Annotated in this window: 18 protein-coding genes; 7 read left to right on the forward strand and 11 right to left on the reverse strand. The window is 61.7% G+C overall.

Annotated elements, in window-relative coordinates:
* Positions 1–518 precede the first annotated feature (518 nt).
* Both ACODTZ_RS02075 and ACODTZ_RS02080 read left to right on the forward strand, forming a co-directional pair.
* Positions 519–935, forward strand: coding sequence for an organic hydroperoxide resistance protein (locus ACODTZ_RS02075; RefSeq protein ID WP_489023375.1), 417 nt, complete (start codon positions 519–521; stop codon positions 933–935).
* A gap of 21 nt (positions 936–956) precedes the next feature.
* A complete protein-coding gene (locus ACODTZ_RS02080) occupies positions 957–1085 on the forward strand; it encodes a hypothetical protein (RefSeq protein ID WP_489023377.1) in 129 nt (42 codons plus the stop codon).
* A gap of 94 nt (positions 1086–1179) precedes the next feature.
* Here ACODTZ_RS02080 and ACODTZ_RS02085 read toward each other — a convergent pair whose 3' ends face one another.
* Entirely contained in the window at positions 1180–2370 is a 1191-nt protein-coding gene (locus tag ACODTZ_RS02085; protein WP_489023379.1) for an acyl-CoA dehydrogenase family protein, read from the reverse strand.
* 371 nt (positions 2371–2741) lie between these two features.
* On the opposite strand from ACODTZ_RS02085, the gene ACODTZ_RS02090 reads away from it, so the two are divergent.
* The gene (locus ACODTZ_RS02090; protein WP_489023381.1) at positions 2742–3890 is read left to right on the forward strand and encodes a beta strand repeat-containing protein; all 1149 of its coding nucleotides are present in this window, start codon (positions 2742–2744) and stop codon (positions 3888–3890) included.
* 82 nt (positions 3891–3972) lie between these two features.
* Here ACODTZ_RS02090 and ACODTZ_RS02095 read toward each other — a convergent pair whose 3' ends face one another.
* From ACODTZ_RS02095 to ACODTZ_RS02120, 6 genes are all read right to left on the reverse strand, one after another.
* Positions 3973–4986 carry a LacI family DNA-binding transcriptional regulator gene (locus ACODTZ_RS02095; RefSeq protein WP_113177209.1) on the reverse strand — a complete coding sequence of 338 codons (1014 nt, stop codon included), beginning with the start codon at positions 4984–4986 and terminating at the stop codon, positions 3973–3975.
* Positions 4987–5095: 109 nt separating this feature from the next.
* Positions 5096–6376 (reverse strand): D-tagatose-bisphosphate aldolase, class II, non-catalytic subunit, encoded by a 1281-nt coding sequence (locus tag ACODTZ_RS02100; protein WP_489023383.1) that lies wholly within the window; start codon positions 6374–6376, stop codon positions 5096–5098.
* A gap of 1 nt (position 6377) precedes the next feature.
* On the reverse strand, positions 6378–7322 hold the full coding sequence (locus ACODTZ_RS02105) for a tagatose kinase (protein WP_489023385.1): 945 nt from the start codon (positions 7320–7322) through the stop codon (positions 6378–6380).
* Between the two features lie 19 nt (positions 7323–7341).
* Positions 7342–8304: an ABC transporter permease gene (locus ACODTZ_RS02110; RefSeq protein ID WP_037179243.1), complete on the reverse strand. Its 963-nt coding sequence runs from the start codon at positions 8302–8304 to the stop codon at positions 7342–7344.
* Positions 8301–9818, reverse strand: coding sequence for a sugar ABC transporter ATP-binding protein (locus ACODTZ_RS02115; RefSeq protein WP_112981267.1), 1518 nt, complete (start codon positions 9816–9818; stop codon positions 8301–8303). The genes ACODTZ_RS02110 and ACODTZ_RS02115 overlap by 4 nt, the downstream gene beginning before the upstream one ends.
* Positions 9819–9991: 173 nt before the next feature.
* Positions 9992–10885 carry a substrate-binding domain-containing protein gene (locus ACODTZ_RS02120; RefSeq protein WP_047504222.1) on the reverse strand — a complete coding sequence of 298 codons (894 nt, stop codon included), beginning with the start codon at positions 10883–10885 and terminating at the stop codon, positions 9992–9994.
* Between the two features lie 394 nt (positions 10886–11279).
* Between ACODTZ_RS02120 and minC the strand changes: the two genes are divergently transcribed.
* The 3 genes from minC to minE are packed head-to-tail and all read left to right on the forward strand — an operon-like array spanning position 11280 to position 13103.
* Positions 11280–12002 (forward strand): septum site-determining protein MinC, encoded by a 723-nt coding sequence (minC, locus tag ACODTZ_RS02125; protein ID WP_112949416.1) that lies wholly within the window; start codon positions 11280–11282, stop codon positions 12000–12002.
* 31 nt (positions 12003–12033) lie between these two features.
* A complete protein-coding gene (minD, locus tag ACODTZ_RS02130) occupies positions 12034–12849 on the forward strand; it encodes a septum site-determining protein MinD (RefSeq protein WP_018896961.1) in 816 nt (271 codons plus the stop codon).
* A complete protein-coding gene (gene minE / locus ACODTZ_RS02135) occupies positions 12846–13103 on the forward strand; it encodes a cell division topological specificity factor MinE (RefSeq protein WP_018896962.1) in 258 nt (85 codons plus the stop codon). The genes minD and minE overlap by 4 nt, the downstream gene beginning before the upstream one ends.
* 58 nt (positions 13104–13161) lie before the next feature.
* Here minE and ACODTZ_RS02140 read toward each other — a convergent pair whose 3' ends face one another.
* Both ACODTZ_RS02140 and ACODTZ_RS02145 read right to left on the reverse strand, forming a co-directional pair.
* Positions 13162–13392: a hypothetical protein gene (locus ACODTZ_RS02140; protein ID WP_018896963.1), complete on the reverse strand. Its 231-nt coding sequence runs from the start codon at positions 13390–13392 to the stop codon at positions 13162–13164.
* A gap of 211 nt (positions 13393–13603) precedes the next feature.
* Positions 13604–14704, reverse strand: a complete 1101-nt coding sequence (locus ACODTZ_RS02145) for a DUF2218 domain-containing protein (protein WP_489023389.1) — start codon at positions 14702–14704, stop codon at positions 13604–13606.
* Positions 14705–15074: 370 nt separating this feature from the next.
* On the opposite strand from ACODTZ_RS02145, the gene ACODTZ_RS02150 reads away from it, so the two are divergent.
* Positions 15075–16067, forward strand: coding sequence for a substrate-binding domain-containing protein (locus ACODTZ_RS02150; protein ID WP_489023390.1), 993 nt, complete (start codon positions 15075–15077; stop codon positions 16065–16067).
* Positions 16068–16118: 51 nt separating this feature from the next.
* Here the strand turns inward: ACODTZ_RS02150 and ACODTZ_RS02155 are convergent, their stop codons facing one another.
* Both ACODTZ_RS02155 and ACODTZ_RS02160 read right to left on the reverse strand, forming a co-directional pair.
* Complete coding sequence (locus ACODTZ_RS02155; RefSeq protein ID WP_018896966.1) at positions 16119–17384, reverse strand: ABC transporter substrate-binding protein; 1266 nt, start codon at positions 17382–17384, stop codon at positions 16119–16121.
* A gap of 29 nt (positions 17385–17413) precedes the next feature.
* The gene (locus tag ACODTZ_RS02160) at positions 17414–18250 is read right to left on the reverse strand and encodes a carbohydrate ABC transporter permease (protein WP_112949457.1); all 837 of its coding nucleotides are present in this window, start codon (positions 18248–18250) and stop codon (positions 17414–17416) included.
* Positions 18251–18253: the final 3 nt, after the last annotated feature.

The following is an 18253-nucleotide window of genomic DNA, read 5'->3' on the forward strand; positions in this document are numbered from 1 at the left end:
TCTGCCTTTTAGAATGATGCTTCTCGTCACGTCGCGACAATGCCCGCCATGGGCAGCATTCGCGTACCGATGTCATGCTCAGCCGGGATACCGGCACTCCACGGGAGGCCGAACTATATCGACGTCTTATGCCTACGATTAGTCGAATGAACCGGCATAACCCTATGACGCCCATGCATGAATGACGGTCGTCTAACATCAGGCCGGTGACGAACAGCCCAGCCACGTTCCGCGAAGCCTACGTGCCACGGGCGGCAAATATAGTGCCGGGTAGCATCAACGGATACGGCTTTGAAGGCACCTGGCGCGGGTGAGACACTTGCGCCTTGTTTCACACCAAAATGACAAAGTTCGTGGCAGCCAGCCCACGCCCAAATGTCGACGAAGCCGTTGCCTACGTTCTGATACACTTCCGGCATTTTCCGAAACATGCCGGATACGCTGATCCATCAAAACACTCCCCGTCACCGGACGTCGCCCAAGCGACAAAACAAAGCGACGCAACAAAGGAGTGTTCCATGACAAAGATCGATACCGTTCTCTACACTGGCAAGACCCACACCACAGGCGGTCGCGAGGGATCTGCCCGCAGCGATGACGCGCAGCTCGACATTCGCCTGTCGCCTCCCGGCAGCGGCAAGCCGGGGACCAATCCGGAGCAGCTCTTTGCGGCCGGCTGGTCGGCCTGCTTCATCGGCGCGATGACCAAGGCCGCCGGCAAGCGCCAGCTCAGGCTCCCAGCCGAAACGGCGGTCAACGCCGAGGTCGATCTCGGAACCACCGATGGTGCCTATTTCCTGCAGGCGCGCCTGGCGATCAGCCTGCCGGGGATCGATCCCGAACTCGCCCGCGCGATCGTCGAGGATGCGCACCAGACATGCCCCTACTCGAAGGCAACGCGCGGCAATATCGCCGTCGAGCTGACATTGGTCTGAGAAAGCGGCAGGGGAGACGTGATGATGAAGATAGCTGTCTTCGCGATCATGATCGCGGCGGTCCTCGCATCGCCCTGCATCTACGATGCCATGTCGAACGAGCCGTCTCCGCTCGCCAGCGCGTTGGCCCTTTCCGAGGCGGCGTATTGAGTGAAGCAGCGATCGACCGGGTGGTCGATTGCTGCCCTCGACGAATTCAGATGCCAGCGGCGACGCCAGCGCGCCCGTCTTCCCGCGTGGTGCGCTAGAAGACGCTACTTGCTTGTGGTGTCACGCCGTTGAGATGGTAGTTGCCGACTGCGTGGTATCGCTGGCGTGTGGGATCATGCGCTGCATGCGTACACCCGTCACGCCAAGCGCGATCGGTTGCCGCGCCGTCATTGGCAAAGAGCAGATCGGTAAGTTCACGCAATGCATCAGAGGTCTGGACGGCGATCTCCGATGTTACGGCTTGAGCAGCGGCGGCGGCAAGCGTTGCGGCAAGGACGCTGTCTCCCGTTGTCTCGACCTGCGCGATATCGATCTTGAGGCCGGCGCTTTCGACCAATGCCGTTGCCGCCTCCAGCCTGATTGCAATTTCTCCCACTCTGGCGATCGTCTTCGGATCGTCCGATGCCTTGCCTCGGACGGTCCACGGGTATGAAAGTGCTTTGATCACATCGATCGTCTCGGCAAATCGCGCGCGCGCAATGCCGAGATGGATGCCGGCGTCGATGATCTGGCCAGCGGGACAGATCGTCGTCGGGCGTTCAAAACCTTTGTAATGCGGAATGACGGCATCGGCCTGAACGTAGGTGTTGTTGATTATCGCGGTATCGCTTGGTGCGCTGCCGCTTATGTTCCTGATTTTCTCGATGCCGGCGGCGCCGGGCGGCACAAAGGCGAGGCTCAGCTTGTCGTCTTCATTCAGCGCGAAGATCGCGATCCAATTCGCCGAGGCCAAGTCGGCGGAGCAGGATTCTCGACCGTTGATCCGATAACCAAGGCCGTCGCGTTCGATCCGTGTGCCGAGTGTGCTGCTTGCGGTGGCGTCGCGTTCCTTGCCGGCGAAGATGTCGCCCGACAGCGTGCGCTGGAAGAAGAAGCTCTTCTGCTCTTCACTACCATCGGTCCGCAATGCCTCGAGAATGTAGAAATGGTCACGCGGGATCTCGCCAATGTGCTCATCGGCGGCCGTCAGGATCGCGATCACTTTGGCAAGAATGGTATTCGAGACGTCAATCCCGCCATATTCCGGCGGAACCGTTATCGCCAGAAGCCCGGATTGCGCCAATGCTTGGCACTTTTCATGCAACGATATTGGCGCTTGATCGGTATCCGCTCTCTCCCGCAGACGATGCGCTAACTGGTGCGCCGCCGCAATCGCCTCCTCCTCGCTTATCAAACGTGCCGTCAGCTGCCGAATTCGATCCGTTGGGTAAGGTATCGTGTCCATCTCGCTCTCCCAGGCTGAGGTTCATAATGGATGGGAGATCGGAAGAGGAAAGGAAAGAACATTAAATCCATAAACTATTACGGGATTGAAAAGTCCTTTCCTCAGCGCCGCGTGCCTTTCCGGCTCCGTTCGATCTGCCGGGCGGGTATTATTGTCAATGTCGGGGCGGCGTTAAGCTTTCGTTAGGCAGCTTCGTTGGCTGCCCCGCACACGTCAGGAACCTACCGCGTGCTCGCAGCTTTACTCATATACGATTGATGAACGGTCGTAGACCCCACGCCGGTCTCACCGCATCGCTCTCGAAGTGCGCACTTCCGCTTTTTTTGACCCGAGGCACAGTCCTCTTCAGGACATAACGGAGGAGAAAAATGATGTACATGAAGTCAACTATTGCCGCATTGGCCGCAGGCTGTGCCAGCGTCCTCGTTCCGCTGCCATCCGCAGCCTTTGATATTGGCGGCTCCAACGGGATCAGCGTCAACGGTAGCGGCGGCGGACTGAACGTGTCCATTGGTGGCACGAATGGGGTCAACGCCACCGTCGGCGGCGGCTCGAACCTCGCGAATGTTTCCGTTGGCGGGGCCAGCGGCGTCAACGCGGATGTCGGAGGCAACTCTAGCGGCGGTCTTGGTGTCAACGCATCGGTTGGTGGTTCCGGCGGCATCAACAGTGCCACCTCTGTCGGCGGTAACGGCGGTTCTTCCGGTGGCCTGGGCGTCGGCACCACAGCAACAATCGGTGGAACCGGCGGCGTCAACGCGGATGTCGATGCGGTGGTCGGCGGTTCTAACCTTGCGACCGTGAACGCGCTCGCAAATGTCGGATCTGGAGACAACACGCTCGCGGACGTCAATGCAAATGTCGCGATTGGCGGCGAGGCTGCCGGTACCGGTGGTAACCCCGCCGAATTGGTCGATCTTGGCACAACTGTCAGCGTTGGCGGCACAAATGGTGTGAATGCCGATGTCGGCGCTACGGTGGGCGGCTCCAACATCGCGGCCGTGGGCGCGGTTGCCAATGTCGGCGCCGGCGATAATACGCTTGCCGATGTCAACGCCAATGTCGCGGTCGGCGGAAACACCGCCGGTTCCGGTGGCAATGGTTCGACAAGTGGTCCGCTGCTCGACACCGGTGTCACTGCAAGCATCGGCGGTTCAGGCGGTGTGAATGCGGATGTTGATGCCACCGTAGGCGGCACGGGCCTTGCCAGCGCCAACGCGATGGCCAATGTCGGACTGGGTGACAATACACTTGCCGAAATCAGCCTAGCCATCCCGTCGACGACACCCCCCTCCGGCCCGGGTTCTGTCGATCCTGGCACCCCCGGTACCGGCACGGGCAGCAACGATAGCAGCGATAGCGGCGTAACCCCTGAACGGGATCGCAGCCTTGCGATGATCAACGACATGTCCGCCAGAGATCGTGCGAAGGCAAAGACGCGCTGCAAGGACGTCGTGCGATCGGGTGGCTTTGAAGCCAGCTTGGTCAGCCTTTGCAAGATGGTCATTGCCACCCGCTGATGTCACTGCATTCGGGGCGTCGGCATCGGCGCCCCGATCCGCTCGAGCAGATGTCCAGCGCGTGAAACGAATGGCGGCTGGTTTATGCGGATTGTCTGAGGATGATCTCTGCGTTCAGCAGGACTTGCTCGGGCACGCTCGATGCCGATCCCTCGGCCTCCTGGTCCAGTTTTTGCAGCAACAATTGCATGGCGATGCGGCCGATGTCGTTGTAGCTCTGCGCGACGGTCGTAATCGGCGGGCAGGCATAGCGTGACAGTGGGTGGTCGTCGTGGCCGGCAATGCGCAGGCTGCAATCGGGCGTGCGGCCGATCTTAACGCCCGCCTGAAAGGCCGCCGCGATGGCCCCGAATGCTACACGGTCGTTGGCGCAGAGAACTGTCGCGGTCGGGAAGCCGCCACCCTCAAGAATTCGCTTCGTTTCGTCATAGCCAAATTTTTCGAAGTCCCAGCCTGCCGCTTTTTCGATCGGCAGCACGATCGGCTCCATCCGCAGTTCTGTCATCGCCTCGACATAGGCGGTCTCACGCGTCGAAGCATTGGTGTTGACCGACGGCATCCCCAGATAGCATGGCGGCTCCCCGGATCGGCACAGATAATCCACGATCAGCTGGAAGCTCTGGCGGTTGTTGGTGCCGACGAAGGGCGAGACGTCATCCAGTGGTGAGTCCACGAAGATCAGCGGTATCGACGCCGACAGCGCAAGCAGCGTCTCGTGGTGCGATTGCACGCCGAGCGGGGCGATGATGGCGCCCGCCACGTTCATCGACTTCAGCGTTTCGATGGCGCGAGCTTCCATCAGGGCATTGCCATCCGACGACAGCACGAAGGCGAGGAAGCCGGCATCGTTGGCGATGAGCTCGACCCGCCGCGTCAGCGCCATGTAGAACGGGTCGGTCGAGTTGGGAATGATGATCCCGATGATGTTGCTGCGCCGGCGATTGAGATTGACGGCAAAGAGGTTGGGGCGAAAGCCGCTCTCCTTGAGCGCGGCTTCGATGATGTCGCGGGTCTTGCGACGCACGGAGCTCGGGTCGTTGAAATACTTCGAGACCGTCGGCCGCGATAGGCCGACATACTCGGAAAAGTCCTCCATCGTTTTGATCGGCCTGTCTGACAAACGCGCGTCCCACCCGCTTTTTTTAATCGATTGAAATATTTGACGCAGTTCAATCAAAACTTTTGCGCCGGTGCAAGCCGCGCCGTTAGGCGCGGCAGGCTTCGAAATAATCTTCCAATACGCGGTCGACGGCCGCAAGCGCCAGCGAACGGGCATCCGGCTTGACCTTGCCGTCGCGTACGCCGACATAGGCGCCTGTGAGATACTGGTTGATCAGGGTTTCCGGAATCTGCACGCCATCCAACAACGAAAACAGCGCCTTCACCGCCGCGTCGATCTCCGGCTGCGGCCAGTAGTAGCGGATACGGTCACTGTAACTGAAGTGGCGCTGAATGTGCCTTTCGGCGTCCGTGCCGTGATAATACTTGTCCCAGTTCTTCGGATCCGCGGTCAGCACGCGCTCGATGGTGGCAACCAGCGTCTCCTTGCGCATGTCTGGAAACAGGAACGCAGCGATCTGGTCGAGCCCGTAATAGGCCTCGCGCAGCGCAAAGGTTAGGCCGGGGCCAACCTTGAGGATGGCGAAGCCGTCCATGACCAGCTGCCGAAGCATGTCGCGGGTCTGGTAATCGGTGGAGTGGGCCTCGAAGACCATGCCAGGCATGTCCGAGAGCGTGCCGCTCAGTGCCGCAGCCTTTTCAGGAGCGTAGGGGATGACGTTCTCGTTGCCGAACTCCACGCCCGGCTGGACCACGGCGCCGACAACACGGGAGAACGCGTCCGACACGCCGGCGGCCTCGAAAGCCTTGCGGTGGATGGCGATGGTTTCGCGCGCGGCGTCCGGCTTGGTCACCTCGAGCTCTTCGAGCTCTTCCATGGCGCCGCCCGGGATCGGCACTTCCGTACCGACGATGTAAACAGGCTTAATGCCATCAGAGCTCTTCAGCGCCGCCTCGGCCACTGAGGCGAGCTTTGCTGCGCGCTCAGCGGTGATCGCATCGGGCAGGGCAACCGGCTCGCCGGCGCAGCCCATGCTGGTGTCGAGGTGCAGCTTGGTGAATCCGGCCTTGGCGAAAGCCTCAATCATGACGCAGGCCTTGGCCATCGCCTCGTTGGCGGGCAGGCTCTTCCATGGATTGGGGCCGAGGTGGTCGCCGCCGAGGATCAACTTTTCAAGCGGGAATCCGGTCTCGGCCGCGATCTTTTCCACGAAGGCGCGGAAGTCGGCGGGCGTCATGCCAGTATAGCCGCCATCCTGGTTCACCTGGTTGCAGGTGGCCTCGACGAGCAGGCATGCATCCTGCTTCAGGGCATGCAGCATAGACGCCTCGATGACGAGAGGATGAGCCGAGCAGATCGAGGGAATACCCTTCACGCCGTTGCCGTGGCGCCATTGTGCGATATCCGTGAGGTAGCTCTTCTGCATGTCAGGCTTGTCCTTGCGCTTTGATGAGGGCGTCGAGTTCGGCTTGGGTGGATGCGCCTTCCATCGGGCCGGCCTTGGTGACGGCGCGGGCGCCGGAAGCGTTGGCGTAGCGCAGCGCTTCGGCCGGGTGCATTCCCTTCAGCCAGAAGGTGACGAAGGTCGCGCCGAAGCAGTCGCCGGCGCCGGTCGGGTCGACTTCCTCGACCTTGTAGCCCTCAAGATCGATCTGGGTGGTCTTGTCGAAGTAGCTGGAACCCTTTTCGCCACGCTTGATGACGATGGCCTTGATGCCCTTGGCGAGCAGCTCGGCGACGGCTTCCCTTTCCGTCTTTGCCTCGGCGAACAGGAACAGTTCCTCGCCGCTCGGCATGAAGAGATCGGTGACGGAGAGAACGGTCTGCAGCGCTTCGCGCATGCCGGGGCTGTCAAGGATTTCAGGGCGCAGATTGGGGTCGAAGGACACGGTGCCGCCGGCGGCCTTGATGCGTTCGACGGCGGTGAGGATGCTCTTCACCACGCTCGGGGCGTAGAGAGCGGTGCCCATGACATGCATGTGCGTGCAGCCGTCGATCAGCGCCAGCGTCTCATCCGACAGCTCGATCTCGCCGCATGCGCTGTGGCGGATGTTGAAGACGAAAGCGCGGCTGCCGTCCTCACGATAGCGCACGAAGGCGCTGCCGGTCGTGCCCTGCGGGACAATCTCGATGCCGGAGACATCGACGCCGTCCTCGGTCAGGCGGTTGATGTTGACCCAGCCGAAATCGTCATCGCCGACGCGCGAGATGATCGCGCAATCCTGGCCGAGCTTGCCGACCTGATCGATGAAGATGGCTGGCGCGCCCGAAGGGAAGGGGCCGATCAGCGGCACGGCTTCGCGAAAGCCGTTGCCGCGATTGGTGGCGACGATTTCGACCAGGATTTCGCCGATGGTAAGGATTTTCGACATGGCTGCTTGCTCTTGAAGTTTACTGCTTGGCGCGTTTCGAGCGCACGTCGAGATAGACGGCGACGAGGATGACGAGGCCCTTGACGATCAGCTGGTAGAAGTAAGGCACCGACAGCATGTTCATGCCGTTGTTGAGCACGCCGATGATGAGTGCGCCGATCAGCGTGCCGATCATGGTGCCGACACCGCCGGCAAGGCTCGTGCCGCCGAGAACGGCCGCCGCGATGGCGTCGAGCTCGTAGCTCATGCCGGCGTTGGTCTGGGCCGAGAACAGACGCGAGGAAAGCAGGATGCCGCTGATCGCCGCCATGATGCCCGAGATCATGAAGATGATGATCTTCAGGCGATCGACCTTGATGCCGGAGTAGAGCGCTGCCTCGCGGTTGCCGCCGGTCAGATAGGCGCGGCGGCCGAACTTGGTCTTGCTGAGCAGGATGTGATTGAAGAGAAAGAGTACCGCGACGACCCAGATCACGATCGGGATGCCGATGAAGCTCTGCGTGCCGATGGCCGTCCAGGTCGGCTCCATGATCATGGCAGGCGCGCCGTTCGTCGGCAGGCTGACCATGCCGCGATAAATACCCATCGTGGCCACGGTGACGATGAAGGACGGCAGCAGGAACTTTGCCGTCAGGACGCCGTTGGCGAGACCCAACAGCGCGCCGGCTGCGAGCGTCAGGACGAGCGCGGGAACGAAGCCCATGCCGAACGCGAAACACTGCGCGCCGACCATGCCGGCAACCGCGATGATCGAGCCGATCGACAGGTCGATCTCACCAAGCAGGATGACCCAGGTCATGCCGAAGGCGGCGATCGCGATGACCGAAACCTGCTGCAGCACGTTCAGGAAGTTGGCAACGGACATGAACCGCTGATTGGTGATCGAAAAGATCACGCAAAGGACGATCAGCGATAGGAAAATACCGCCATACTGCTTCATTACCTGCCGGAATGCGGCATTGGCTGCGCTCTTGTCGCTCATGATACAAATCCCGTAGCAAAGCTCATGATCTTCTCCGGTGTCATCTGATCGCCTGCAACGATGGCGGTCGCCCGCCCTTCGCTCATGACGACGGCGCGGTCGCTCATGCCGATGACTTCGGGGAGTTCGGAGGACACCAGCAGGATTGCTGTGCCTTCCGCCGCCAGCTGGCGGATGATCTTGTAGATTTCAAATTTGGCACCGACATCGACGCCGCGTGTCGGCTCGTCGAGGATGAGGATCCTCGGTTTGGTCAGCAGCCACTTGGCCAGCACGATCTTCTGCTGGTTGCCGCCGGACAGCGATCCCGCCGAGGTCTCGAGCGACGCCGTCTTGATGGCGAGCCGGCCGACTTCCACCTTCGCGTCGTCGCGTTCGTGGCGCCGCTTGAGGAAGCCGAAGGGGCTGGAATAGTTGTCTAGCGCCACCATCGAGATGTTGCTCTCGACGCTGTGGCTGAGCACCAGCCCCTCTTCCTTGCGGTTTTCGGTGACGAAGCCGATGCGACGGTTGATGGCATCGACGGGGGAGGTGATGGTCACCGCGCTGCCGTCGATCGAGATGGTGCCCGATGTCGGCTGCGTCATGCCGAACAGCGTCTTCATCACCTCCGAACGGCCGGAGCCGATCAGGCCGAAGAAGCCGAGAATCTCGCCGGGACGCACATCGAATGAGATGTTCTCGAACTCGTCGTGGCTGGAAAGCCCGCTCACCGCCAGCACCGGCTTTTCGGTAAGCGCTGGAGCCGGCACATCGCGCGGTGGATAGATCTCGTTCATGTCGCGGCCGACCATCAGGGCGATCAGCTCGTCGATCGTGGCTTCGGACTTGTCGCGGGTGGTGATGTAGCTACCATCGCGGACGACGGTGATGTCGTCGCTGAGCCGCATGATCTCTTCCATGCGGTGCGAGATGTAGATCACGGCCACGCCGCGCGCCTTCAGCTGCGCGATGATCTCGAACAGGATTTCGGCTTCGCTGTCGCTGAGCGAGGATGTCGGCTCGTCGAGGATGACGACCTTGGCGTCGATGCTCAGACCCTTGGCGATCTCGACCAGCTGGCGCTGGGCGATCGACAGGTCGCCGACGCGCTCCTGAACCGATATCGGCAGTTTCAGATCGGAGACGATCGCCGCCGCCTGGCGCACCAGCGCCTTGTCGTTGATGAAGCCGGCCCTGGTCGGCTCGCGGGTCGCGAGAATGTTCTCGGCGACGCTCAGATTGTTGCAGAGGCTGAGCTCCTGGAAGACGATCGTCAGTCCCGCCGCCGCCGCATCCTGCGGATTGGCCGGCGCATAGGGTTTGCCGTCGAGAAGGATCGAGCCCGATGTCGGCTGGTAGACGCCGGCGAGGATCTTCATCAGCGTCGATTTGCCGGCGCCGTTTTCGCCGAGGATCGTATGAACCCGGCCGGGGCGGACCTTCAGCTGCATGTTCTTCAACGCGGTCACCGCGCCGAAGACTTTCGTAATGTCCTTGATCTCGAGGATCGCGTTGTCGCCGGAGGTTTCCATGGCGTCACCTTTCACCAAGAGCCGCAGGCATCGGGCGGATGCGTGGGCGCTCTGATTTGTCGCGAGGATATCGCTGCTTTCCGGCGGCCAGCCCTTCAAAAGAACCCGGCCGCCGGAAGGAGCGGTCACTGTGCGATACTTGGGACCTTCGCACAGTGCGCCTTGGGAGGACTTTACTGCTTCTTGACGTAAACGCCGGGAACGATCGGCTGCTCGGCGGGCACGTCCTTGCCGGCCTTGATGTCGAGTGCGGTATCGACGGCGAGCTTGCCCATCTGGTCCGGGAACTGCTGGATCACGCCAACCATGTCCGGATCGCTGTCGACAGCCTTGATCGCCTCAGGCATGCCGTCAAAGCCGATAACCTTGACCTTGCCGGTCAGGCCGGATGACTTGACTGCAACGGCTGCAGCAAGAGCCGCGTCGTCGCCGAAGCCGAAAATGCCGTTGATGTCTGGGTTTGCCTGCAGCATGTTCTGCGCGACGGCGAGAGCCTCGGCGCGGGTGATGCCGGTCTGGATCGACACGATCTTGATGTCGGGGTGTTTGGCAATGGCTTCCTTGAAGCCGTTGACGCGGTTCACGACCGACTGGACCAGCGGGTAGTCGATGATCGCGACGTTGCCCTTGCCGCCGAGCTGCTCGGCCATCAGTTCGCCAGCCTTGACGCCGCCGGCATAGTTGTCGGTGCCGATGTAGGACGAAACCTTGGCGCCTTCGACCGGAACGTCGACGGTGATGACCTTGATGCCGGCTGCCTCAGCGCGGGCGACGGCTGCGAGCGCGCCCTTGCTGTCGACTGGCGACATGATGATGACGTCAACGCCCTTGACGATGAAGTCTTCGATGTCGGCGAGCTGCTTGTTCAGGTCCTGATTGGCGATCGCGATCTCGACGGAGACATTCTTCGCCTTGGCTTCAGCGGTGATCGCCTTTGCAAGCTCGTTATAGAATGGGTGCTGCTGCGTGAGAAGCGATGCGCCAATGCCTTCAGCCTGTGCGGAGAAAGCGGCGAGCGTGAAGGCGGCGGAAACGAGCAGCGACTTTGCGATGCGAGAAATAGTCAATTTTTCCTCCCGGAAACGTATCGAGGCCTGTGCTTGGGACCGCCGGATCTGGCCGCCTCCTGAGCCAACCGACGTCGCCTATTCATCATTAAACTTTGCGCGCGTCAACTTTAAAATCTGTGTGCGTCAATTTAATTGGTGAGAACGCAATGCCTCAGGCAACCACTGGGCCGCGAAATTCCGGCCCTGAATTTCGTGACTTTTGGTTCCTCTTGTTGGCTCAGGCGGTGCCAATGGAGCTAGTTTCAGGGCGTTCTCGGCGTGTCGAATGGATGCCGACACGGTCTCGAAAATGTCGCGCGAGCGATGTCGGCTTCACGCTGTCGAGACCTTGGCGTTAACCTTTTGTTAACCAAATCATCGTTAATAAATTCTCAACGATTTCTTAACGTAGATGACCAAATTGCTAACAGACGCCCGCTCCATCCGTATCAAGGGCCGCTCGTTTCTGGCGGTGATGCTATCGCCGGACCTGCCGCTCGATGACTGGCTGGTGCGGTTGGATGATCTGGCCGCGCGATCGGCCGGCTTCTTCCTAGGTCGCCCCGTCGTGCTCGATATCAGCGAGCTGGAGGTTGATCGCGCGCAATTGAAGGAGCTGATCGCAGCACTCGGCGAGCGCAATGTCAGCATCATGGGCATCGAAGGTGGGCGTCCTTCGCTGATCGGGCCAGGCATGCCGCCGGCGCTGAAGGGCGGGCGTCCGGTTTCCGATTTCGAAATGCCGCAGAACGAACCTGTTCTCGAAGCGCCACGCAAGCCTGACGCAATCGAGACGCGGCAAACTCCGCAGTCACTGGTTATCCGGGAGCCGGTTCGCTCCGGGCAGTCGGTGATTTTCGCGGAAGGCGACGTGACCATCATCGGGTCGGTTTCATCGGGCGCGGAAGTGATCGCCGGCGGTTCGATCCATGTCTACGGCGCCTTGCGCGGACGGGCGATGGCGGGGTCGCTGGGTAACGCCTCGGCGCGCATCTTCTGCCGCAGGCTCGAGGCTGAACTGGTTGCCATCGATGGCATTTACAAAATGGCGGAAGACCTGGAGCCGGGGCTTCGCGGACAAGCAGTCCAGCTCTGGCTGGAAGACGACGCGATCAAGGCCGAGAAACTTAGCTGAGCCCAGGTTGGCCAGATATTAGGAGAGAAAGATGGGGAAAGTCATCGTCGTCACTTCAGGCAAGGGCGGAGTTGGAAAGACAACCTCCACCGCGGCACTTGGAGCGGCTCTTGCACAAAGAAACGAGAAGGTCGTCGTGGTCGACTTCGACGTCGGGCTGCGTAACCTCGACCTGGTCATGGGCGCCGAGCGCCGGGTCGTCTACGACCTGATCAACGTCATCCAGGGTGACGCCAAGCTGTCGCAGGCGCTGATCCGCGACAAGCGCCTCGAAACGCTCTTCCTCCTTCCCGCCTCGCAGACCCGCGACAAGGACAATCTCACGGCAGAGGGCGTCGAGCGCGTCATGGCCGACCTGAAGCGCCATTTCGATTGGGTCATTTGCGATAGCCCGGCTGGTATCGAGCGCGGCGCGACGCTTGCCATGCGCCATGCCGACGTTGCCGTCGTTGTGACCAACCCAGAGGTCTCGTCGGTTCGCGACTCGGACCGCATCATAGGCCTGCTCGATTCCAAGACGCTCAAGGCCGAGCGCGGCGAGCGGATGGAGAAGCATCTCCTTCTCACCCGCTACGATGCGAACCGCGCTGAGCGCGGCGACATGCTCAAGGTCGACGACGTGCTGGAGATTCTCTCCATTCCGCTGCTCGGGATCATTCCTGAAAGCATGGACGTTCTGCGTGCTTCCAACATCGGCGCTCCGGTCACGCTCGCGGACAGCAAGAGCGCGCCCGCCATGGCTTACTTCGACGCCGCACGCCGCCTGGCTGGCGAAGAGGTAGCAATGACGGTTCCGGGCGAGAAGCGCGGTATCTTCGGCAAGATTTTTGGAAGGAAGGCCGCATGAGCATTTTTCGGCTTTTTGGAAAACAGAGAACCGCACCGGCCGCCAGAGAGCGCCTGCAGGTGCTCCTGGCTCACGAGCGGTCGTCGACCGGCTCCGATCTGATTACTGTTCTTCGCGAGGAAATCCTCGCTGTCATCGCCAAGCACGTGCAGGTCGACAACGACCGTGTGCACGTGAAGATGGACCGCGATGAGCACATGTCGATCCTTGAGATCGACGTCGAGATTCCGCTGAACGCAGCCCGCGCTGCCTGAGCGAGAATAGGGGAGGCGGCACATAAGGTGCCGCTTTCAAATGACGGTATGGCGGACTTCAGTCCTGTGGACCGCCAGGCTGCCAGTTGTTTTTGGCCAGTTCCCACTCGCCATCGGCGCCGATCTCGACGCGTTTGTTGCCGCGGTAGAATATTGGCGTGCCCGACTTCTTATCGATTGCGAAGCGGCTCGGCGAAAACTTCGCCTTTTCCTTGCCGTCCAGGGCAAGCGCCAGTGCTTCCTTGAATTTCCCGCTTTTGCATAGTGCCATGAACTGGGCTTCATTCATTCGAGCACTCCTTGTCGACACGTGCCGCTGTTCGACCGACATACGCGGCCGCGAAGGTTGAGAGCGTGACCTACTGCAGACATATGGCGTTCCGCAAGCCGAATGTCACCTCGGCCTGCGCTTGCGATCATGCGCCGAGGCGGCGATGGACGCGTCGGATGTCTTCACCATGTCACCGTTGTCCCTATAAAGGCATGCGGGGTCGCTGCAATCAACCGGCCATCAGTCCGGTCACGCCCCGCCTCCAATAGCCGGCAGCCAGCGTCTGGTCGCGCCCGTAGGACAGGGTGTCGCGCCAATATTCGCGAATCTCCTTGGTGGCCTCGTTCTCGGAGGCAAACCAGCCGAAGCTTGAGACGCCCTTTGGCCACTCCACGGCGCGGATCGCGCGGACCAATTCGCCGTGCTCGCCACCGGGAACGCCGTTGCGGTGGATCCAGCGAAGCTCGATACCCTCGGGATGTGTGATCGGCTGCTCGTCGGTCGCCCTCGCGACTTCCACGAAGGCGTGGCCACGGGCATCGGCCGGCAGCCGCTCCAGGATACGGCTCAGCGCTGGCAAACCCGTCTCGTCGCATCCCATGATGTACCAGTCCGCCGGCCTCACCGGGCGACCGAGTGGTCCCATGATGCCGACCTCGTCGCCTTCTCTGGCGTGCATGGACCAGGCGCAGCCCACACCTTCGTGCGCGCCATCTCCATCGCCGTGGACGACGAAATCAACGTCGATATAGCCTGCCTTCGCATCCATCTCGCGGATGGTGTAGACGCGCGCGACCGGCTTGCGTTCCTCAGACGGCCAGAATGTCAGGCCGTTCGGTCCGGCGATCGGCCATACCGGCTCGGGAACATCGGCTGTCGGAAAATACATCCGGATGTGCATGCTGTTGGGATTGTCGAAGCGCTCGAGATTGCTGCCCGTCAGGCGCACGCGTCGCATGCCCGGCGTGACCTGCCAGGCGCGCTCGACGCGCATGAGCCGGAAGGACGAGAGTGTCGTGTCGCCGGCGAGATCGCCCGACCAGACGAATTGCGGCTTTTCGCTCTTCGCGTAGAGTTCGACGGCGACGCCGAGTAGTTCCTTGGCGCGGCGAAGGCCCTCTTCGTTAGGCGAGGAGGCTTCCATCGTCAGCCGCTCGGGCGTCATGTCGAAGCGCGCGTTGGCGAAGGGGAATTCGAAGGTCACGCTGTCATCGGTCTGCACGACGGCGGCATCGAAGCTCGCCAGCCGGTCGACGATCAGATGCAGATATTCAGGCAGCTTCAGCAGACGGATGTCAGTGCTGCAGCGCAATCGTGTGAGTTCGGTCATCGGGTATCACCTCGGGTAAACGGCCGGGGAATGGCAAGCCATCCCCGATGGGACATCGGACACCCCGATCCCGCCCGTGGAATGATCCCGAAGTTTGTGTTGTTGCCATTACCGTTGTACCCGCCCTGAGGTGCGCATGCACGGATCGGTATAGGCGACGTTTCGCGGGTTTTCTATACCTATGCCGGCTTTAGACGTGCGCAAATTTGCCAATCGGCAAGGAGATGGGTGAATTCGGCTGACCGGTTAGTGGGGGCGCGTGCCGGGCATATGAGACAAGGTGCAACCGCGCGTATTCTTGCGCGTAGTTCGCCATCCCTGCTAAAGCCGGCTGCGGGAGGCTCTGTCCGAGAACACGGGAAAACGATCCATGGCGACACTGCGCCAAGTTGCTGAACGTGCGGGCTGCTCCACGGCGACGGCGAGCCGCGTTCTGAACCATAGCGGGCCAGTCAGCCCCGCCATGGTCGGCAAGGTGCGCAAGGCGGCCGGCGAACTCGGCTATCGCGCTCCCGGCGCCACCGCCAAGGGCGGCCGGCGACCCGTCATCGGCGTGCTGGTGCCCAGCCTCACAAACCCTGTCTTCGCCGCATCCCTGTCGGGTATCCAGAACCGCATGCTGAGCGCCGGTCACAGTGTGCTGATCGCTCAATCCAATTATGATCCGCTGCAGGAAGCGGATGCCGTGTCGGGCTTGATGAGCGAACGGCCGACCGGATTGATCTTGACTGTATGCAACGGCCTGACCAGCCAGGCGCTGCTTGGCGATTTGCCGCCAACTGTGCTGTTGCACAATCTTCCGACGGAGCGCCATCCGGCGGCCGTCACCGTCGACAATTTCGCGGCCGGCCGCGACCTCACGCGCTACCTCCTGCAGATGGGCCACGAGCGCATTTTGTTCGTCTCCGGCAGCTTCGCCGCTTCCGACCGCGCCGCGCGCCGCTATCAGGGCTATCTCGAAGCGCTGCGGGAAGTCGGGAAGCCACCGATCGATGCCATGCAAATCTCCTTTGTCTCGGAATACGACCAGATCGACATCCTGACCGCCATCCGGGACGGTCGCCCGACCGCGATCATCGGCTCGAATGACCTCCTGGCGCTGGGGGTGATCGCAGCGCTGCGTCGCGAGGGCCTGGCAGTGCCGCGAGACATGTCGGTGGCAGGCTTCGACGGCATCGTCATCGGCCGGCTGATCGATCCGCCCCTGACGACAATGAACATGCCGGATGCCAGTATGGGCACGACGGCGGCGTCGCTGCTTCTCGATATGGTCGAGAACGCAGCGCCAGACCGGCATCTCGAACTCGCCTATTCGCTGCACAAGGGCGGGACCGTGCGCGATCTGAACAAACCATCCAAATAGAAAGAGCCGCCGCACGAGGTGCGACGGCTCGATAGGACCATCCGGTCGCGCTTAGCTGCGTGGCAGCATGCCTTCGACGTCGGCGGCTGCGTCGTCGAGTGCTTCTTTCGGCGCCGAAGACTGGTCGACGATGCGCGAGAGGTTGTCGACGATCGTCTGGGTGACGCGAACGCCGTTGGAGCCCGGGAAGGCGTACCACGGAACCATCAGCGGCATCTGCTTCAGGCCGGCCTGGAACAGCGGGTTCTTGGCGTAGAAATCACCGAGATAGTCAGGCGACTTGGCGGCCAGTTCGTTGTTCGGAACGTAGCCGGTGCCCGGTACGACAACCGAGGCGCCGTAAGGGCCGGCCGCGAACTTGGCGAACTTCCAGGCGGCTTCCTGCTTGGCGGCATCCTTCGTCAGGATGACGACGGCGTTGCCGCCGGTCGGCAGGTGGCCCTTGGCGGGGTCGAGCAGCGGCAGCGGAGCCGTGCGCAGGTCGAACTTGTCGCCGACATTCTTGATGGTGTTGCGCAGAGCGCCTGTCGTCTGGAACTCGAAGCCGACCTTGCCGGCCGCGAATGCCTGCTCGCCGGCAGACTTGGTGAACACGGGCAGGCCGCCTTCCTTGACCATGCGCTCGATGACTTCGCCGGCTTTCTGGCCTTCCGGACCGTTGAAGGTGACCTTGCTTTCGTCCTCGCTGAGCATGGAGCCGCCGGCGCCGAAGAGCAGCGCCGAGAACATCCAGTCGTCGCCCTGCCAGCGGAAGTCGATGCCATCGACGCCGTTGCCGAGCGCCTTGATCTTACCGCCGAGCGCGATGACTTCGTCCCAGGTCTTCGGCGGGTTCTCGGGGTCGCCGCCGGCGGCCTTAACGAGATCGGCGTTGTAGTACATGATCGGGGTCGAGGTCGCGAAGGCGAGGCCGATCTGCTTGCCCTTGACCTGGGCGAGCTTCAGGATCGTGTCCGAGAAACCCTGCTCGGCCATGTTGCCGTCTTTTTTGACGAGCGGGCCAAGATCGACGGCGACATCGCGCTCGTCGATCATGCGCAGGCGGTTCAGGCCGATGAAGGTCAGGTCGGGCATTTCCGACGTGCCGACCTGGCGAAGGATCGTCTGGATGCCTTCTTCGTAGGTCGCGGACGGGCTTGCGAACTGGATCTTGATATCAGGGTTTTCTTCCATGAACTTCTTCGAGATCGTGTCCATCACGTCCTTGAAGAAGCCCGGCATCGGGTAATGGACCGTCAGCGTCGTCTCGGCGAAAGCCGGCACGGTTGTCGCCATCGAGATGGCCGCTGCGGCGAGAAGCTGGGTGATACGTTTCATCGCTCGTTCTCCTGGGTTGGGGCGACCGGTCAACCTTTGAGACCGGTCATGGTGATACCCTCGACGAAGCGCTTCTGCGCGAGCAGGAATGCGGCGACGAGGGGAAGGGTGATGATCATGGTGGCGGCCATCAGCGCGCCGTAGTCGTCACCGGCCTCGGCGGCGCGGAAGTACATCAGGCCGAGAGGCGGCGTGGCGTAATCCTGCTTGGTGATGACGACGAGAGGCCAGTAAAGGTCGTTCCAGTGGGCGACGACCGAAAAGATCGAAAAGGCGGTGACGGCGGGCCAGGCATTCGGCACGATGACGCGCGCGACAATCCCGAGTTCCGACATGCCGTCCAGGCGCGCCGCATGGATCAGATCGTCGGGCATCGACCGGAAGAACTGAAGGAACATGAAGATCGCGAAGACCGAGATCGAGAACGGCGCCACCAGCGCGGTGTAGCTGTTGAGCAGCGACAGGCTGTTGAAGCCGACATAGAGCGGCAGGGCGGTCGCGTGGATCGGCACCAGCAGGCCGAGCATGACGAGAACCATCATCAGCCGCGCCGCCCGGAACTTCAGCTTCGCCATGGCGTAGGCGCAGGGAATGGCGATCAGCACCTGGAAGAAAAAGATCAGCCCGCAGACCAGCACGCCGTTCCACAGAAGCGTTCCCATCGGCACGCGGGTCAGCGCCTTGGTGAAGTTGGCAACGTAGTAAAAGTTCGTCGGGATCAACGACAGGGCTGAGGTGAAGATCTCGCTCTGCGCCTTGCCTGCCGTCGACAGCATGAAGACATAGGGCGCGAGGAACAGCAGCGCGCCGAAGGAGAGCAGCGCCAGGCGGCTGACGCGGCCGAGGGTCCACCGGTTGGCGGTCATCGT

Source organism: Rhizobium sp. FG113, assembly GCF_057809895.1.

Coding starts and splice junctions, on each gene's coding strand:
- ACODTZ_RS02105 (WP_489023385.1), bottom strand. CDS start 7,322: ATGTCGAAAATCCTTACCATCGGCGAAATCCTGGTCGAAATCGTCGCC.
- ACODTZ_RS02090 (WP_489023381.1), top strand. CDS start 2,742: ATGTACATGAAGTCAACTATTGCCGCATTGGCCGCAGGCTGTGCCAGC.
- minD (WP_018896961.1), top strand. CDS start 12,034: ATGGGGAAAGTCATCGTCGTCACTTCAGGCAAGGGCGGAGTTGGAAAG.
- ACODTZ_RS02145 (WP_489023389.1), bottom strand. CDS start 14,704: ATGACCGAACTCACACGATTGCGCTGCAGCACTGACATCCGTCTGCTG.
- ACODTZ_RS02080 (WP_489023377.1), top strand. CDS start 957: ATGATGAAGATAGCTGTCTTCGCGATCATGATCGCGGCGGTCCTCGCA.
- ACODTZ_RS02095 (WP_113177209.1), bottom strand. CDS start 4,986: ATGGAGGACTTTTCCGAGTATGTCGGCCTATCGCGGCCGACGGTCTCG.
- ACODTZ_RS02150 (WP_489023390.1), top strand. CDS start 15,075: ATGGCGACACTGCGCCAAGTTGCTGAACGTGCGGGCTGCTCCACGGCG.
- ACODTZ_RS02085 (WP_489023379.1), bottom strand. CDS start 2,370: ATGGACACGATACCTTACCCAACGGATCGAATTCGGCAGCTGACGGCA.
- ACODTZ_RS02115 (WP_112981267.1), bottom strand. CDS start 9,818: ATGGAAACCTCCGGCGACAACGCGATCCTCGAGATCAAGGACATTACG.
- minC (WP_112949416.1), top strand. CDS start 11,280: ATGACCAAATTGCTAACAGACGCCCGCTCCATCCGTATCAAGGGCCGC.
- ACODTZ_RS02100 (WP_489023383.1), bottom strand. CDS start 6,376: ATGCAGAAGAGCTACCTCACGGATATCGCACAATGGCGCCACGGCAAC.
- ACODTZ_RS02110 (WP_037179243.1), bottom strand. CDS start 8,304: ATGAGCGACAAGAGCGCAGCCAATGCCGCATTCCGGCAGGTAATGAAG.
- ACODTZ_RS02160 (WP_112949457.1), bottom strand. CDS start 18,250: ATGACCGCCAACCGGTGGACCCTCGGCCGCGTCAGCCGCCTGGCGCTG.
- ACODTZ_RS02075 (WP_489023375.1), top strand. CDS start 519: ATGACAAAGATCGATACCGTTCTCTACACTGGCAAGACCCACACCACA.
- ACODTZ_RS02155 (WP_018896966.1), bottom strand. CDS start 17,384: ATGAAACGTATCACCCAGCTTCTCGCCGCAGCGGCCATCTCGATGGCG.
- minE (WP_018896962.1), top strand. CDS start 12,846: ATGAGCATTTTTCGGCTTTTTGGAAAACAGAGAACCGCACCGGCCGCC.
- ACODTZ_RS02140 (WP_018896963.1), bottom strand. CDS start 13,392: ATGAATGAAGCCCAGTTCATGGCACTATGCAAAAGCGGGAAATTCAAG.